Consider the following 16348-nt stretch of genomic DNA (forward strand, 5'->3'; position numbering starts at 1 on the left):
GTACCCTTGTCCTCCCGTGGTGAGGCTTTAAACTAGACGAGCCATAATCATTTGCAGGAAATCAGCATGTCCTATGAAACACGTATCTCGTTGGGTAGTTTGAGCCTATCCCGATTGGTCCTTGGCGCATGGAGGTTGCTCAGCGACCTTGAACGATCTGATGCTGATAGTGTCGCCAGGCTGGTTCATGGTGCAATTGACATCGGTATTACGAGTTTCGACCACGCTGATATTTATGGGAATTATGGTGTGGAAGAGGCTTTTGGTGCCGGATTACAAAGGTGGGGCGGCAGCCGTGATACAATTGAGCTGATTACCAAATGCGACATTATGCTGATATCGGGCGCCCGCCCTCAAAATCGCATTAAGCACTATGATACGAGCTCGGCGCACATTCGGGCTTCCGTGGAGCGGTCGCTGAAAAACTTACATACGGATTATATTGACGTGCTGTTACTGCATCGGCCCGATCCCTTGATGGATGCCGATGATACAGCCCGGGGTCTGGAAGATGTAGTCAAGGCTGGCAAAGTCCGTGCGGTTGGCGTATCAAACTTTCTGCCGCATCAGTTTGATCTTCTGGCATCAAGATTGCCATTCCCGCTGGTCACCAACCAAATCGAATTTTCTGTCAAATATGTTTCGCCTTTGACGGATGGAAGTCTCGACCACGCCCAAAGATTGAAATATACGCCGATGATCTGGTCACCGCTTGGCGGCGGCAGTCTTTTCACAGGCGAGGGCGTGCAAGAGGTACGGCTCCGCGTTGCTCTGAGAGATATTGCTTCGCAATTGGATAATACAGATATTTCGGCAATTGCCATTGCTTGGCTGCTGCGTCACCCCGCCAGCTTAATCCCCGTTCTTGGAAGCCTGAAGATTGATAGACTAAAAACAATGGCGACTGCGCTGGATATCGAGCTCAGTCGCCAACAATGGTTTGCAATTCTAAAGGCGAGTACCGGAGAGGACGTTGACTAAGCGGCGTGATCACGCTCCGATAGTAACTCCATGCCCTTCTTCTGCCGGATCAGATTGAAAAACCGGCGGAAAAGATAGTGTGAGTCCTGGGGACCGGGAGATGCTTCGGGATGGTGCTGAACCGAAAATACAGGACGTCCAGTTAGCCGCAGACCGCAATTGCTGCCATCAAAGAGCGAGACATGGGTTTCTTCGACATTGTCGGGGAAGGAGGCTGCATCAACAGCAAAACCATGATTCATGGATACAATCTCAACCTTGCCGGTTGTGTCATCACGAACTGGATGATTCGCCCCATGATGGCCTTGATGCATTTTCTTGGTGTCGCCACCAAGCGCCAATGCCAGCATCTGATGTCCAAGACATATACCAAAAACCGGGATGTCAGTTTTAATCAGCTCTTTGATTGTTGGGACAGCGTATTTTCCGGTTGCCGCAGGATCGCCGGGACCATTGGAGAGAAAAATTCCATCTGGATTATAGGCAAGGACATCTTCGGAGGTCGCTGTCGCGGGGAGAATTGTTATCTTTGCACCAAGTCCTGCGATTAGGCGCAGAATATTCCGCTTGATACCGTAATCAATGGCAACGACGTGAAACTCTGGTGCGGACTGTTCAGCAAAGCCCTGATCCCAAACCCATGGCTTTTCGGTCCAAACAGAGCTTTGTCCGGATGTAACATCCTTGGCGAGATCGAGATCCAACAATCCATGCCACGAAGCAGCGCGCGCTTTGAGCGCCGGAATATCGAATTTGCCGTCAGGATCATGTGCAATTACGGCGTTTGGCATGCCCTTTTCGCGAATGAGCGCCGTCAAGGCCCTCGTATCGACACCGGCAAGGGCGATAACACCCCGTGCTTTCAACCAAGCATCCAGATGATCGACCGATCGATAACTTGATGGCGAAGTGATATCGGCTTTGAATACTGCTCCAACAGCACCGGCGCGCTTTGCCGGCGTAAGGTCTTCAATGTCTTCATTGTTTGCGCCGACATTGCCAATATGCGGAAACGTAAATGTGACAATCTGACCGGCATAGGAGGGGTCAGTGAGGATTTCTTCGTAGCCAGTCAAAGCAGTGTTGAAGCAGACTTCAGCTTCGCAAATGCCCGTAGCGCCGAGACCTTTGCCTTCAATAACCGTGCCGTCAGCCAGCACGAGCAAGGCTGTGGGCTTTACTTCGGACCAAGCCGCAGTTTTTGCTTGCGTACCTGCTTCTATTGATGTGGCTGTCATGCGGTACTCCTGAATGAGCTAGCGTCGCACTGGATAAAGGGGGCCATTGAAAAATGTCCTCGAATATCCCATATGACGTGGCTGAGCGCGATGGTTGGGTAATCATCCACCGCAGCAACAATAAAAATGTCTGGCTAAGTCCCAGTCCATAAACAAAGCAACGCCTTCGGTCAATTGCAAGACGAGCACTTGGTGGTAATTCATGTCGTGGATGACGTGGCGCCATTGTTGATTTCGCTCGAAGCGACGACTAGGGTGGGCGCATAACAGGAGAATACGGCCATGCGCGATATAATCGCCGGGGCACTGAATACAGCCATCAAATCTCAGGACAAACGCCGCGTCTCGACGCTACGCCTGATCATGGCAGCCATCAAAGATCGTGACATTGTAAATCGCGGAATCGGGAAAGATCCGGTTAGCGGTGATGAAATCAGCGTAATTCTGGCGAAGATGATCAAGCAGCGCGAAGAATCTGCGAAGATGTACGAAGAAGGTAACAGGCTTGAGCTGGCTGAACAGGAGCGTGAAGAAATCGAGATCATTCGTGATTTCATGCCCAAGCAGTTTTGTGAGTCTGACATACGCAATGCCTGTACGCAGGTAATCGGCGAAATTGGCGCTGGTGGGCTGCGCGATATGGGTAAGTGCATGAACGCTCTTAAAGAGAAATATGCTGGGCAAATGGACTTCAGCAAAGCCAGTGGCATCGTGAAGGAAATATTGCAGTAGCAATTGAGTTACCGCTTGGGTTTGACCCAATGAAGGGCGAAAGACTTCGGTCTTTCGCCCTTTTTATTTTCGGTCACATGGTGTTTTTTAGAAATGCACGGCGCTGTAAGACGAGTGCTGACAGCACGATTATGGGAAGTAGCAGGCAGTAGACCACCAATGGCAGGGGGGTGCCCCCGTCAAACAAAACTACCACGCTGGTTCCTACAAGCCCCGTGATCAGACTTTGAATGCAGAAGTAGTAGGCTACAGCGGAGCCAGCCCTATCAGCAAAATCGGCGAGGGCGCCATTCGCTGTAACCGATCCCGTCAGCACGATGCCAGCAGCGATAATCCACATCGGCAAAACAAAGCTCGCAAATGATAGGGCGAAAAACAGCTGGCTGATAAAAAGCACAATCGCTCCGGTAATAATTGTCAGCATTCCTCGTATTAAACAGCCCGCAATGCCCCATCTGGCGACGACGTGTTTAATGAAATAGCCGGTAATGATCATCACGACTGCAACAGTTGCGAAGATAAGGCTGAAATGAATTTCGCTATACTTCGCATTGTTGATCAGAACTCTCGGCGCTGTTGAGAAGAATACAAAGAATGCTCCCATTGCTGCACTGAATCCCAGTGTATAGGTCCAGAATGTCAAACTGCCCAAGATGGGTAAGATCGACCTGTCCTTTGAGGATCGTTGAGGCGGGCTGGTTTCGTGCCACATGAAAACAGCCCTCAAGCCCGCAAATATTCCGATACAACCCAGTGCCAAGAATATAGCCCTCCAGCCGAGCATGTTCGCAATGAGGGCGCCTGCGATGGGACCAAGTGCCGGCACGAATGCGAGCATTGACGTAAACATCCCATAGATGATCGTGCTTTCCGGTCGTTCACCATAGACATCTCGAACCGTGGCAAATGTGGCGACCAATACCGCCGATGCGCCGATTGCCTGTAGAGTTCGAAACAGCAGGAAGGGCAGTGGCGTGGACGAGAGGGCGAGGCAAAATGATGCTCCGGTAAAAAGCAGGGCACCTGTAAGCAGGATCGGCCGCCTGCCGATCCTGTCGGATAAAGGTCCGAACACGATTTGTCCAAGTCCTAAAAGAACCATGTAAAGACTAAGAGAGAGCTGGATGACGTTTGAAGTCGTTCCCAAATTTCTTGGCATTGCAGGAACGACGGGAAGGTAAATGTCCATTCCAAGTGAAGCCAGAATGTCAAATGGCACCATCAGCAGGAGGGTAGCCGGGAGCGAGTAAGCCCAAATTTGTCGTTTGATAGGCATGATTATATGTCCGCTAAATGAATTCATTTGGCGGCGTCTGCCTGCGATCAAAATGATGGATGGTCTGACAGATGCGCCGCAACAACGAAAGGTTGCTGCGGCTTACTTGTCCGAGGTTTTCTGTGCACCCATTTGTGCTGCTCCAAAAGAGACGTGGTAGTCGCTATTTGACTAGCAGTCAGCGGTGGGAAGCGCAACCGGTGCGATATGGTATGCAACTATTTGCATAGCTATTATGCATATTTGAAGGTAGCAAAAATTTTAGGCTTTGCTATCTTGAACTTGTTGGGCTCTTTCCTCCCAGATATCCCAACGTCGAATGTACTGCACCTCCTCCCGCGGTACATTTACAATCAGGACCGCTGCACCTCCTCCCGCAGCGGTCCTTTTTTGTTTTAGCCTTCTTCGGAATCGCGTTTGCCAGGTTGCAGGCCTCTTGCGGCTTTTCTCAAATGCACGACTTCCCGCTCGCAAAGTTCATCTATTTTCTGGTGCATTAGTTCAATCTTCTCATGAAGAAGCTCAATTTCGAGCTCAGCCTTGATGTTGATCTTATAGTCGTTGGCGGCTTCTTTCCGGTCTATATCCTGTTGCCTGTTTTGGCTCATCATAATGAATGGTGCAGCATAGGCTGCCTGAAATGACAGAGCCAGATTGAGGAGGATAAAGGGGTAAGGATCCCACTCCCGCACATAGGCGGTAACGTTCAGCACAATCCAAAAGAACAATATTGTGGTCTGGATAATGATGAATTTCCATGAGCCCATGGTCGCAGCAACAGCATCCGCAATTCTTTGACCACGAGTAAGCTGGTCTTCAATTTCCGCCGGTTTGTGGCTTCGTATTCTGCGGCGAACCGTGCGTAGCTGTTGGAGCAGCTTCCGCTCGGCATCATGAAGGCCCTTCGTCACATCATCCGTTTCGGCCATCGCTTCTCTCCAAAGCGGCAATTTGTTTGCTCATATTGATGCCTGTCACGTGGAACCCACAGGCATCATAAAGATTTTTCGCACGAGGATTATTGGCGGCAACCCGTAATTTGATTTGCCGAACCCCCGCTTTTACCGCCTCATTTTCGAGAAGGCTTAGTGCTTGTTTACCGTGCCCCTTGCCCTGCTCGGATGGAAAAACGTAGAAGTCGCAAATATGAATCTCCCCCATTTTTGTATCTACTTTATACCAAAGATAACCCACGACACGTTCGGTGTTCGCTTGCAAATCGACGAGACAGACCAAACTGTGCCCGGGCGTATCAATGCCCTGTTCCAAATCGTGATTGATTTCATCGATAGCGCGATCTTTTGCAACAGAATGCTCAAGGCCATAATTGGCCGCAATCTCCGTCGCGTAGTCGGCGATGAAATAATCCAGAAAATCCGAATAGTCGTCCGCGCGCATTGGTTTAAACATAAGCATCGGCTGCTTCCTATTGCGTGTGCTAAGCGCTGTGCGCGCAAGCGGATGGAACCGAAACGACGCACTTACGTTTATGGTTAATAAAAACGGAGGCTGATATGAAAGAACATAGCTGGTCTACCATAATCGGAATAGTTGCGGGCCTGTCGATAGGCGCAGGCATTGGCGAAACTGTTATGGGCAACATGTTGCTTGGGCTCCTCATTGGCTCAGCAATGGGAGCTTTCATCGGTTCAAATACCCACATTCATCGTAATTATTAACGAGTTCCATTCGCTCAGCTGTGCAACGCCCGCAGACGCGTTGTGTTCAACAGACCCTGTTCTTCAAGGACAGGATAGGCCATGGATGCGAGCAGCGAGTTAATCTGCTTGAGGTCTCGTATGGTGTCGAGATGAATTGAGCTGGTTTCCAGGCTACGGACAGTCCCTTCACGCAATCTACTGAAGTGGCGTTGACTGCTCTGCTTTTCCAGGTCACGCAGGTGGTCCTTTTCCAAAACCAGCTGATGTGCGGTTTCCCGATCGCGAGATACCAGCACATTGAAAGCCATACGGGCATTAACCAATACTTTTGCGTGGAAGTTGCTGAGTTCCAGCCAGCCTTCATCAGTAAATTTAAGTTTGCGATCCATTTTTTTCTGAACGAGGGCGAGCATATTGCGGACAATGATGTCGCCCACCTGTTCAAGCTTGACACAGGCACCCAATAGTTCCTGAGCACGGGCCACCTCGAATTCGGACAGTTTTCTCGTTGTTAGTTTGGCCAGATAAAGTTTGATGGCTGCATGTTTGCGGTCCACCTTATCGTCAAGCATCGATAGTTCGTTGATGCGATCCTGTTCCGGGTTTTCATAAAGCGCGATAACGCCGCGAAGCATTATTTCCACAGTTTCGCAGACCATCACGGTTTCCCGGGTGGCATTTGTCAGTGCTAGGCTTGGTGTGTCCAACACGCTTTCATCCAAAGCACTGAGCTCTGCTTGAACAAGAGAGGGCGCTTGCTCGACAGGTGCGTTCAACGCAACAACCGCCTTGGTTACGCGTAAAACCAGTGCTGACAGCGGGACACCCGCCAGCAGAATGATGATATTGAACAAGATATGACCGTTGATGACTTGGTCCGCTGGTGACGAGCCAAGGAAGGCAATAGAGGGTTTGAATGTCATGAAGAGAATGAGGATCACGATTGATCCAGCGCCCCGCATCAGCAGGTTTCCCATCGGCACGATCCGGGCCTGTGGGGCAGCTGATCGAGTGAGGAGGGGGGCAATGAACGATGACCCGAGATTTACGCCAAAGATCATCACAATTCCGAGCTCAGGCTGGATAAGACCCCGCGAGGCAAAGGTGACCAGCAAAAGCACGGCAGCAATGCTGGAGTGGAATAGCCAGGTCATGATCGCCGCAAGCAGAAATGCTGTAACCGGATCGGTGCTGAGATAACCAACAATAACGGGCAGCAAGTCGCTGTTGCGTAGCGGTTCGGTCGCTTGCCCTGTCATTTCCAGCGAAAGCACCAAAAGACCAATGCCAACAAGAATGCGGCCAATCTGCCGCCAATTGCTGCGCTCCGTGGACATGAAGATTACAGTGCCCGCGACAAGGCAGAGCGGTACCAGCAAGGTTAGGTCAAAGCTGAGAATCTTTACGACCAGAGCGGATCCGACCTCAGCGCCGCGAACGGCCATCAATCCTGCAACGCCACTGACAAAGCCTGAACCGACGAAAGACCCGACAAGGAGGCTGACTGCTGTCGAACTCTGCAATGCGATTGAAAGCATCAAGCCCCAGAGAACAGCAAGAATGGGATTGTGAAGGACGCCGCGTAGACTTTGACGCATGCGCTCGCCATAGGCGCGCTCGACGCCTGTTCGAACCATTCGTGTTGCCCAGAGCAGGAGCGCTACAGCACCTGCCAAATGCAACAAAATTGCGGAACCGTTCACTTGCTACAATCCTGTCGTGTTGAGAGAAGCGAGAATAGCAACCATGCCAAGTTTGATTGCAATTTATTAATATAAGATATCACTCAAAAAGCGAAAAAAATATGTTCCGGCTAAGAAAAAATATGTCGCTCTTAGCACAAATACGCTGGCAGAAGATAATTCACACCTGACACGCTGATAATTTGCCGGCTTTGTAAAAACCAAATCCCTTCTTGCTTTGATCGAACAGTATGAGTCGGGGATGAAGTGCTTGAAGGCCTTTCATAGCAGTCTTATTTAAGGCACAATGAACCTGGACCTCAGACGTGAGTGTAGAGCACTCCATATCCCGCAGCAGAGTTTAATTTAGAACGAACATTCATATGCGATTTCCGCCATCTTTTCTCGACGAGATCAGGGAGCGTGTGCCGATATCCAGCGTCATCGGGACACGCGTTTCGTTTGATCGCAAGAAGACAAATGCCCAGAAAGGCGATTTCTGGGCCTGCTGTCCATTTCACGGCGAGAAATCCCCCAGCTTTCACTGTGAGGATCGCAAAGGGCGGTATCATTGTTTCGGATGCGGGGTCACAGGCGATCATTTTCGTTTTCTGACTGAACTTGAGGGCCTGAGCTTTCCGGAAGCGGTCGAGCGTGTTGCGGATATGGCGGGTGTTCCCATGCCCGCGCGCGATGCCGAAATGGAGATACGCGAGGCAAAGCGCGCCACGCTCTATGATGTCATGGAAATGGCAACGAAGTTTTTCGAGGAGCAGTTGCAAGCGGCCGGTGGTGCAAAAGCACGGGCTTACTTGCGCGATCGCGGGCTCAGCGCTGCAACGCAGCACTCTTACCGTCTCGGCTATGCACCGGAAAGCCGTAATGCCCTGAAAGAACATCTGGCCAGCAAAGGGGCTACAAAGGATCAGATAGAAGCCTGCGGCTTGGTGGTATATGGCGATGACAAGCCAGTTTCCTTTGATCGTTTTCGTGATCGCATCATGTTTCCGATTGAAGATTTACGGGGGCGTATCATTGCCTTTGGCGGGCGAGCGCTGGCTCCCAATGCCATCGCAAAATATATGAACTCCAATGAAACCGAGCTTTTCCACAAAGGAAAAATTCTGTTCAACGCATTGCGCGCCCGCAAGGCAGCACAGCCGCAAGCGGGACAGCCAGCCAAAGCTGTCATTGCGGTGGAAGGATATATGGATGTTATCGCCTTGGCGCAGGCGGGGTTCACACATGCGGTTGCGCCGTTGGGTACAGCGCTGACGGAGGATCAGCTGGGTCTTCTTTGGCGAATGTCACCCGAGCCCGTACTTTGTTTTGACGGCGACAGTGCCGGCATAAAGGCGGCGCATAGGGCAATCGACTTGGCTTTGCCGGTTTTGAAGCCGGGATATTCGCTCCGTTTTGCTGTGCTGCCAGAAGGCAAAGATCCCGATGACCTCGTTAAGTCGTCAGGGCCACAGGCTTTTCAGGAAGTCCTTAATGATGCCCGCCCCTTGGCGGACATGCTATGGAGTCGTGAGACATCAAGCGGTGTCTTTGATACGCCTGAACGTCGGGCCGAGCTTGAATCTCGCTTAAAGCAGATGACTGCTTTGATTGCCGATGAGAATGTCCGGCGTCATTATGGCCAGGATGTACGTGAGCGAATCCAGCAGTTTTTCGGGCCAAACCAACGTAACAATGGTGAGCGCGGCAACAATCAGAATGCCTATGGTCAGCCCAGATATGGTTCTCGCGGAAAAGGTGCTGCCACCGGGCGGTTTGCTGTCAGTGATAATCTGACAAAGTCGGCATTGGGCGCTCGCTCGTCATCAAAGCTTCCTGTTAGAGAAACAGCTATTCTGATGACCTTGTTCAACCACCCCCGTCTGATTGAAGATGATTTTGAAACGGTTGTTGATCTTGAATTGGAGCATCCGGACCTGAAGCGTTTTCATGCTGCTATGCTCGATGCGATGGCGGAGCATCATGTCTCCAGTGGAGCAGAGATGCGCAAGGCAATCGCGGATCAGGGATTGGCAACGCTGGTGGAGGCGCTTGAAGCTATTATCCGACGCAACCGTGAATGGTCTGCTTCTGCTGAAGCTGCAGAAGAGGACGCCAGAGAAGCTTTGCGGCAGGCGATCCACTTGCATCAGCGCGCTCGCGCACTACATAAAGAACTGGAATTGGCTCGGGTAGCTTTGGGTGCTGACGCGACCGAGGAAAACTTTAACAGGTTACTCGATATACAGAACGATATCCGTAACGCGCAGGCTACGGAGGCGCTGATCGAAGGGTTTGGAATCCCCTCTGGACGCTCCGCGAAGGGTTTTTGACCGAATTGATTCGCTTTTTTGACCCGAATCAGTTGAGTCGGGGTTGACGTGGGTCAATAATGACGGAATCAGATTGCGCAGAATTGTAGATATTGCGTTGATGTTTGTGGGTTTTGCAGAAATACCGGCAAATTCGACAAATATGCAGCGTGCTCGCCACCGGAATAACAGGGTTAATCCGCCATTAACAGGATTTCGGCTAGTCGATCATTTAATACCTTGATTGATGTAGGGGAACCGGTGCGCTGCTGCACTCGTTGTTCTCATGCATGAAAAAAGCGAATGTCGCTTGGAGATATAGAATATGGCAACGAAGGCAAAGGAAAATGAAGAAGTAGAAGTCGAGCGCGAAGGCGCGCCAGACGGTCCGCTTCTCGACCTTTCCGATGACGCTGTCAAGAAGATGATCAAGCTCGCTAAGAAGCGCGGCTATGTGACGATGGACGAACTCAATGCAGTTCTGCCATCCGAAGAGGTCACTTCAGAACAGATCGAAGACACAATGGCGATGCTCAGCGATATGGGCATCAATGTTGTTGAGGATGACGAGCAAGACGCGGACGCCGAAGAGGCGGATAATAGCGCCGATGATGAAAGCGATGCGCGCGAGCTCGCCGAGTCGACCGGTACGGCTGTCGCTCCGACTGTCACCAAGAAAGAACCAACCGACCGCACAGATGACCCTGTTCGCATGTATTTGCGTGAAATGGGCACTGTTGAGCTCTTGTCGCGTGAAGGCGAGATTGCGATCGCCAAGCGTATCGAGGCTGGTCGTGAGACTATGATCTCAGGCCTATGTGAAAGCCCGCTGACGTTTCAGGCGATCATCATCTGGCGCGAAGCGCTGAATGAATCGCAGATTCTTCTGCGCGAAATCATTGATCTGGAAACGACCTATGCTGGCCCTGAAGCCAAGCAGGCACCGGTAATTGAGCGCGTCGAAGAAGAAAGACCTGCTCCAGGCAATGATCGTTCGCGCAGCCGCCGCGATGATGACGACATTACAAATGTTGGTGGCGATACGCAGGTCGAAGACGACGATGATGAGGATGATGAGGCCAATCTGTCGCTTGCAGCGATGGAAGCCGAATTGCGTCCGCAGGTCATGGAAACCCTTGACGTTATTGCTGACACTTACAAAAAGCTTCGCAAGCTTCAGGATCAGCAAGTTGAAAATCGCCTTGCTGCATCGGGTTCGTTGTCACCAAGCCAGGAGCGCCGTTATAAGGAGCTCAAGGACCAACTGATCAAGGCAGTGAAATCGCTGTCGCTGAACCAGAATCGTATTGAAGCTCTGGTGGCTCAACTTTATGACATCAACAAGCGTCTCGTGCAGAACGAGGGTCGGTTGTTGCGTCTTGCGGAGTCTTATGGCGTACGTCGTGAAGACTTTCTGAAAGAGTATCAGGGCAACGAACTTGATCCGAACTGGCTGAAAGCTGTTTCCAACCTGACGACACGCGGCTGGAAAGAGTTCACGAAGAACGAAAAAGAGACGATCAAAAATCTGCGTACCGAAATTCAGAATATGGCGCAGGAAACTGCAATTTCCATTTCGGAGTTCCGCCGCATCGTCAACCAGGTGCAAAAGGGTGAGCGCGAAGCCGCTCTTGCCAAGAAAGAAATGGTTGAGGCAAATCTGCGTCTCGTCATTTCCATCGCCAAGAAGTACACCAATCGCGGGTTGCAGTTCCTTGATCTTATTCAGGAAGGCAATATTGGTTTGATGAAAGCGGTCGATAAGTTTGAGTATCGCCGTGGGTACAAGTTCTCGACCTATGCGACATGGTGGATCAGGCAGGCGATTACCCGTTCTATTGCCGACCAGGCACGTACAATCCGTATTCCGGTGCACATGATTGAAACGATCAACAAGATCGTTCGTACGTCGCGCCAGATGCTGCACGAAATCGGCCGTGAACCGACACCGGAAGAATTGGCTGAAAAGCTGGCTATGCCACTTGAGAAGGTGCGCAAGGTCCTGAAGATTGCCAAGGAACCAATCTCGCTCGAAACACCGGTAGGTGATGAAGAAGATTCGCACCTCGGTGATTTCATCGAGGATAAGAATGCGCTTCTGCCTATCGATGCTGCGATTCAGGCGAACTTGCGCGATACCACTACGCGGGTGCTGGCATCACTGACACCGCGTGAAGAACGTGTCCTGCGTATGCGTTTCGGTATCGGCATGAATACGGATCATACGCTGGAAGAAGTTGGACAGCAGTTTTCGGTTACGCGTGAGCGCATTCGTCAGATCGAGGCCAAAGCATTGCGCAAGCTCAAGCATCCGAGCCGTTCGCGCAAGCTGCGCAGCTTCCTCGACAGCTAAGCGATCCTTATCTGCAAAAATAGAGAACGGGATGGGCGAAAACCCATCCCGTTTTGCATTAGCGGGTGGGCGAGTCACAGATAATGCTGACGATACGACGAACGACAGGCAGCACCATTAAAAGTGTTGGAAATGCAACAACCCACGACAAGGCCCAAGCTGTTACCCAATTGTAAGGCAGGTCGGCGTGAAGCCCGAGATTCTTTACTGTCGCAATGAATGACACCACTAAAGTCATGAGCACCGAGAGAATAAGCGGTGTAATGACAGCAATGTACTTCGCTGGCAACTTGCGACGAAAAGACAGTTTCTGATTATAGTTCATGGTTTTTCCGTAAGTATGCGGTCTCATGTGCAACGATCCTTGGCCGATAAAAGCCACGCCGGTTAGAGACCGGAGGAGATGCGTTGCCTGACGTAAGACGCTTACGGTAGGGCTGAAAGTTCAACCTACGCTTGTCCTTTACACGCGGCATAGACGTGTTGGCAATAAAAAAGCCCGGCTGACCGGGCTTTTTTGTTCAGAGCGATGGCTCGTGGGATTTTTTGTCGCCTTTATCCTTGACCATGAGTTTGTCGATATAGGCGAGGAACAAGGCCGAAAACACGAAGGCAAGGTGGATAATTGTGAACCACATCAGTTGGTCGTGGCTGTACTGCGTCAGGTTCAAGAATATCTGCAACAGATGGATCGATGAAATCGCCACGATGGTCGATGCGACTTTGATTTTAAGTGATCCAGCGTCGATTGTACCGAGCCAGTGCACTTCATCTGCTTGGTCGAACCGCGATACGAAATTTTCGTAACCGGAAATGATGACCATGACCACAAGACTTGCAACGAGGGCTGCATCGATAAGGCTGAGCATTTTGAGGATCGTGTCGGTTTCGTTCAGGATCATGACTTTGGAGACGAAATCGACGAGCTTCCCGGCAAAAGAAAAAGCATAGATCGCCAGTGCAATCGCCAGCCCGAGATAAAAGACGACCAGAAGCCAACGTGAAGCGAGGATGATGTTTTCGATAAAGATTTCTATGCGTTTCATTTGCTCATTCCGATAGAAGTACAGGTTCAAACAACAAATAACGAGCATCTGCGTGAACTCAAGGCGCAAACGCAAAAAACCCGGGCTTTTGCCCGGGTCCGATTGTTTCGAAAGGGATTAATTATTGCTTGCCATCGGGGCAACCAACGGCGTGATCCTGCGGATTGCAACACGGCGATTCTGTTGCTCAGGACCCTCTGATTTAATCTTCAGATAGTTCTCGCCATAACCTTGTGTGGCCATGTTCTCTGGCGGAATATCGAAGACATTGGTCAATGCCTGTGCGACTGATTCAGCCCGTTTATCCGACAGAACGAGATTGGCCTGATCCGAACCCACGGCATCCGTATGGCCTTCGATGAGGAATGTCTCTGCAGGATTCTTCTTCAGGATCTGGGCCATGGCCTTCGCGACGCTTTCAATACGCGCGATCTGATCTTCACCGATTTCGGCAGAACCGAAAGGAAAGGTGATGGTGTCGAGATCAACACGGCGTACTTTGTCGCGGATACGTGCAGAGCGCTTTACCTCGTCTATGGAATAGAGACGCTCGACACGTTCGACCGGAGGCTGAGTGAAGAATTCGTAGACTTCTTCCTCGGGCACTTCTTCCGCGTCCATAATGTATTCGCGTACAGGGATCGTGAGACGCAGGGGTGGCAGATCGTCACCCGGATCGCGCCACACGAGGCGTTCTTCGCGATCATAGTCGGGCGCGTAGCTAAGAACCACCTCACGTCCGTCAGGCATCAGCCGTGAGCGTTGGATCACATCTCCATACCGATTGCGAACCGTTATGATTTGGACGCCATTTTCACGAATAATGGTTTCTCGCGTGCGATTGCGCGGCAAGTCTTCGTAATACACATCCTGTGCGTCCCGAGACATGCGGGGGCGATCCGAACTTTCAACGAAGATATTATTATTCACTTCGACAATCGTGCGATTATCAAACTGCTTGATAACCTGTACGTCATCGGGACGTTCATCCCGTCTAGGTTCCTTGGTGCGTACGCCTTTTTCTGTTCGTACTGGCTCGATCTTGACCGGAGCAAGTTCTTGCTGAACATCTGCGTCAGTTTTTGGCGGCGCGACGGGAGCAGTTTCCGGTGTTTGGCTGGCTGGCTGCTCCTGTGAAGCTTCGCCTGTAGCTTGGCCCTGTTTGCTGCCCTTTTCTCCGCGACGGCCCTTCCGGGGCTTATCGCTATCGAGCACAGGTGCTGCATTTTCTGGAAGCGGCGATGCTTCCTGTTGTTCCGGTTTAGCTGCCTGTCCCGAAGGAGCTTCGGTGGTTCCATCGGCAGGCTTTGCACTTTGGTCTGGCGTTACAGGCGTAGCCTCCTGTGAGGGTACTGCCGGAGTTTCGCCCGTAGGCTGGCTGGGCGTCGTTTCAACAGGAGATTTCTGTTCGACGGCTTCAGGTGAGGTTTGCTGGGCGGGCGTTTCCTTGGCTGCTTTGTCTGCAGCCTTCTTGGCTTCTTCGGCGGCCTGATCTGTTTGTTTCTCGGCAGCTTTCTGAGCACTGTCTGCTTTTTTCCGTGCTTCTTCTTCAGCTAATTTTTGAGCTTCTGCCGCCTTGTCAGTTTCTTGTTGAGCAGCTTTCTTAGCCTTTTCCGCTTCCTTGGCAGTTTCTTTCTCAGTTGCTTTGACCGCTTCAGATTCTTCTGCCGCCTTCGCGCGTGCAGCTTCTCCTACAGCTTTCTGCTCTTCGGCCGCCTTATCAGCTTCGGCCTGAGCATCGCGCTTGGCCTGTTCGGCATCCTTGGCGGCCTCCTTTTGTGCAGATTCGACGGCCGCAGCTTCATCAGCCGCCTTTTGTTTAGCCTCCGATTCGATTGCCTTTTGCTTCTTCGCAGCTTTGTCAGATTCGGCTTGGGCATCCCGTTGGGCTTGTTCTGCCTTGGCAGAGGCTTCCGCTTCGGCATCCTTTGCGGCCTGATCGGCTTGCTCTTTTGCCTGCTCTGCGGCCTGCTTTTGTGACTCGGCAGCTGCATCGGACTCTTCGGTCGCGCGCTGCTTGGCATCGTCTACTTGTTCCTCAACCGGGCGCTTTTTCTTGACAGGCTCTTCAGTTGTTTCAGCTTCAGGCTGTTGCTCTTCAACTTGAGCGAGCAACATTTGGGGATCATTGGTGTTCGATGAAATATACGGCCTGTTCAAAGCGGGTTGCTCCGCCATCGCATGCGGCGACGAAAAGAGAATTGCTGTTGAGGCGAAAAAAAGTGCTGTCCGTTTCATGTCCATCCCTGTCTCGCATTTCAAAAGCTTGAAACACGTCAAATGTTCTTAACCGCAACCTGTTCCCATTTTATGGCAACCTTTTGTGGCGCGATCATCGTTTTTCCGGCCATGACGACCGAATCCGAAAGATGCAGCATTCCACTACCCGCCTGTATGCGGTGTGAAGGCGCTGTTCATCTTGCATTCATGGACAACTACCGGTCGCTACTATGGACGGGAGCATATCAGCGTTGTATTTGATGGCATGCCTAGCGAACCATTCTGGAAAACCAAAACACTTGATGAGCTTAATCGCGCTGAATGGGAAAGCCTCTGCGACGGTTGCGGCCGTTGTTGCCTTCACAAACTTGAAGATGAAGATACGGAAGAAATTTACTTCACGACAGTGGCGTGCACGCTGCTTGATGCGGGCACATGCCAATGTTCCGACTATGTTGATCGGAAAAAGAAGGTGCCCGACTGCGTGTTTCTGACGCCTGAAATTGTCAGAACTGTCGACTGGCTCCCTGAAACCTGTGGCTATCGGTTAATAGATGAGGGCCAGGATCTCTATTGGTGGCATCCCCTCGTCTCCGGTACCAGCGAGACTGTCCATGAAGCCGGAATCTCTGTTCGGGGCCAAGTAACGGCGTTCGATCATGATCTGAAATCTGACGAAGATTACTTTGAACATATGGTAAGAGTTGCCGGCAATTAACTATTTGTAACCTGGGAACAAAGTGGACTTGTTGGACCTTTATGGTGTGTCCGGTTGACGGACTAAATGACAGGGAGAAACGTTCAATGGCTCGTGTTTCATTAAGAATCCTGGCACTCGGTGCCGCGA

The 16348-nt window shown here is 51.2% G+C and carries 14 protein-coding genes; 6 read left to right on the top strand and 8 right to left on the bottom strand.

The genetic code is table 11. The annotated features are described in order from the left end of the window. Positions 1 to 66: 66 nt before the first annotated feature. Positions 67 to 981: an aldo/keto reductase gene (locus V9K92_RS16845; protein ID WP_337354481.1), complete on the top strand. Its 915-nt coding sequence runs from the start codon at positions 67 to 69 to the stop codon at positions 979 to 981. Here the strand turns inward: V9K92_RS16845 and carA are convergent. Further along, positions 978 to 2219, bottom strand: coding sequence for a glutamine-hydrolyzing carbamoyl-phosphate synthase small subunit (gene carA, locus V9K92_RS16850; RefSeq protein ID WP_115052459.1), 1242 nt, complete (start codon positions 2217 to 2219; stop codon positions 978 to 980). The two genes, V9K92_RS16845 and carA, sit on opposite strands and share 4 nt — an antisense overlap. A gap of 282 nt (positions 2220 to 2501) precedes the next feature. Here carA and V9K92_RS16855 point away from each other — a divergent pair, with 282 nt between their 5' ends. Beyond that, on the top strand, positions 2502 to 2951 hold the full coding sequence (locus V9K92_RS16855; protein ID WP_115052460.1) for a GatB/YqeY domain-containing protein: 450 nt from the start codon (positions 2502 to 2504) through the stop codon (positions 2949 to 2951). Between the two features lie 73 nt (positions 2952 to 3024). On the opposite strand, the gene cml is transcribed toward V9K92_RS16855, so the two are convergent. The 3 genes from cml to V9K92_RS16870 form a co-directional block, all read right to left on the bottom strand. Beyond that, complete coding sequence (cml, locus tag V9K92_RS16860; RefSeq protein WP_337354482.1) at positions 3025 to 4227, bottom strand: CmlA/FloR family chloramphenicol efflux MFS transporter; 1203 nt, start codon at positions 4225 to 4227, stop codon at positions 3025 to 3027. Between the two features lie 395 nt (positions 4228 to 4622). After that, positions 4623 to 5156, bottom strand: a complete 534-nt coding sequence (locus V9K92_RS16865) for a DUF1003 domain-containing protein (protein ID WP_115052462.1) — start codon at positions 5154 to 5156, stop codon at positions 4623 to 4625. Next, positions 5140 to 5643 carry a GNAT family N-acetyltransferase gene (locus V9K92_RS16870; protein WP_336439734.1) on the bottom strand — a complete coding sequence of 168 codons (504 nt, stop codon included), beginning with the start codon at positions 5641 to 5643 and terminating at the stop codon, positions 5140 to 5142. Before V9K92_RS16870 ends, V9K92_RS16865 begins: the two co-directional genes overlap by 17 nt. A 98-nt stretch (positions 5644 to 5741) precedes the next feature. On the opposite strand from V9K92_RS16870, the gene V9K92_RS16875 reads away from it, so the two are divergent. Beyond that, positions 5742 to 5906 carry a hypothetical protein gene (locus V9K92_RS16875; RefSeq protein ID WP_162802461.1) on the top strand — a complete coding sequence of 55 codons (165 nt, stop codon included), beginning with the start codon at positions 5742 to 5744 and terminating at the stop codon, positions 5904 to 5906. A gap of 14 nt (positions 5907 to 5920) precedes the next feature. On the opposite strand, the gene V9K92_RS16880 is transcribed toward V9K92_RS16875, so the two are convergent. Further along, a complete protein-coding gene (locus tag V9K92_RS16880; RefSeq protein WP_115052464.1) occupies positions 5921 to 7591 on the bottom strand; it encodes a Na/Pi cotransporter family protein in 1671 nt (556 codons plus the stop codon). A 362-nt stretch (positions 7592 to 7953) separates the two neighbouring features. On the opposite strand from V9K92_RS16880, the gene dnaG reads away from it, so the two are divergent. Further along, positions 7954 to 9903, top strand: coding sequence for a DNA primase (gene dnaG / locus V9K92_RS16885; RefSeq protein ID WP_115052465.1), 1950 nt, complete (start codon positions 7954 to 7956; stop codon positions 9901 to 9903). A gap of 304 nt (positions 9904 to 10207) precedes the next feature. Continuing rightward, positions 10208 to 12235 (top strand): RNA polymerase sigma factor RpoD, encoded by a 2028-nt coding sequence (gene rpoD / locus V9K92_RS16890; protein ID WP_115052466.1) that lies wholly within the window; start codon positions 10208 to 10210, stop codon positions 12233 to 12235. A 58-nt stretch (positions 12236 to 12293) separates the two neighbouring features. Here rpoD and V9K92_RS16895 read toward each other — a convergent pair whose 3' ends face one another. From V9K92_RS16895 to V9K92_RS16905, 3 genes are all read right to left on the bottom strand, one after another. After that, complete coding sequence (locus tag V9K92_RS16895) at positions 12294 to 12587, bottom strand: DUF2798 domain-containing protein (protein ID WP_307279401.1); 294 nt, start codon at positions 12585 to 12587, stop codon at positions 12294 to 12296. Between the two features lie 169 nt (positions 12588 to 12756). Beyond that, positions 12757 to 13281, bottom strand: coding sequence for a TIGR00645 family protein (locus V9K92_RS16900; RefSeq protein ID WP_307279396.1), 525 nt, complete (start codon positions 13279 to 13281; stop codon positions 12757 to 12759). Positions 13282 to 13398: 117 nt separating this feature from the next. Then, positions 13399 to 15519, bottom strand: a complete 2121-nt coding sequence (locus V9K92_RS16905) for an OmpA family protein (protein WP_337354483.1) — start codon at positions 15517 to 15519, stop codon at positions 13399 to 13401. 247 nt (positions 15520 to 15766) lie between these two features. Here V9K92_RS16905 and V9K92_RS16910 point away from each other — a divergent pair, with 247 nt between their 5' ends. Continuing rightward, positions 15767 to 16219, top strand: a complete 453-nt coding sequence (locus V9K92_RS16910; protein WP_307286183.1) for a YcgN family cysteine cluster protein — start codon at positions 15767 to 15769, stop codon at positions 16217 to 16219. Positions 16220 to 16348 lie beyond the last annotated feature (129 nt).

This window comes from Phyllobacterium sp. CCNWLW109 (assembly GCF_037203905.1).
GTDB lineage: Bacteria > Pseudomonadota > Alphaproteobacteria > Rhizobiales > Rhizobiaceae > Phyllobacterium > Phyllobacterium ifriqiyense.

Bases quoted from the DNA above. Each gene is read 5' to 3' on its own strand.
- cml (WP_337354482.1), bottom strand. From the start codon at position 4,227: ATGCCTATCAAACGACAAATTTGGGCTTACTCGCTCCCGGCTACCCTC.
- V9K92_RS16865 (WP_115052462.1), bottom strand. From the start codon at position 5,156: ATGGCCGAAACGGATGATGTGACGAAGGGCCTTCATGATGCCGAGCGG.
- V9K92_RS16895 (WP_307279401.1), bottom strand. From the start codon at position 12,587: ATGAGACCGCATACTTACGGAAAAACCATGAACTATAATCAGAAACTG.
- rpoD (WP_115052466.1), top strand. From the start codon at position 10,208: ATGGCAACGAAGGCAAAGGAAAATGAAGAAGTAGAAGTCGAGCGCGAA.
- V9K92_RS16905 (WP_337354483.1), bottom strand. From the start codon at position 15,519: ATGAAACGGACAGCACTTTTTTTCGCCTCAACAGCAATTCTCTTTTCG.
- V9K92_RS16900 (WP_307279396.1), bottom strand. From the start codon at position 13,281: ATGAAACGCATAGAAATCTTTATCGAAAACATCATCCTCGCTTCACGT.
- dnaG (WP_115052465.1), top strand. From the start codon at position 7,954: ATGCGATTTCCGCCATCTTTTCTCGACGAGATCAGGGAGCGTGTGCCG.
- V9K92_RS16910 (WP_307286183.1), top strand. From the start codon at position 15,767: ATGCCTAGCGAACCATTCTGGAAAACCAAAACACTTGATGAGCTTAAT.
- V9K92_RS16855 (WP_115052460.1), top strand. From the start codon at position 2,502: ATGCGCGATATAATCGCCGGGGCACTGAATACAGCCATCAAATCTCAG.
- carA (WP_115052459.1), bottom strand. From the start codon at position 2,219: ATGACAGCCACATCAATAGAAGCAGGTACGCAAGCAAAAACTGCGGCT.
- V9K92_RS16870 (WP_336439734.1), bottom strand. From the start codon at position 5,643: ATGCTTATGTTTAAACCAATGCGCGCGGACGACTATTCGGATTTTCTG.
- V9K92_RS16875 (WP_162802461.1), top strand. From the start codon at position 5,742: ATGAAAGAACATAGCTGGTCTACCATAATCGGAATAGTTGCGGGCCTG.
- V9K92_RS16845 (WP_337354481.1), top strand. From the start codon at position 67: ATGTCCTATGAAACACGTATCTCGTTGGGTAGTTTGAGCCTATCCCGA.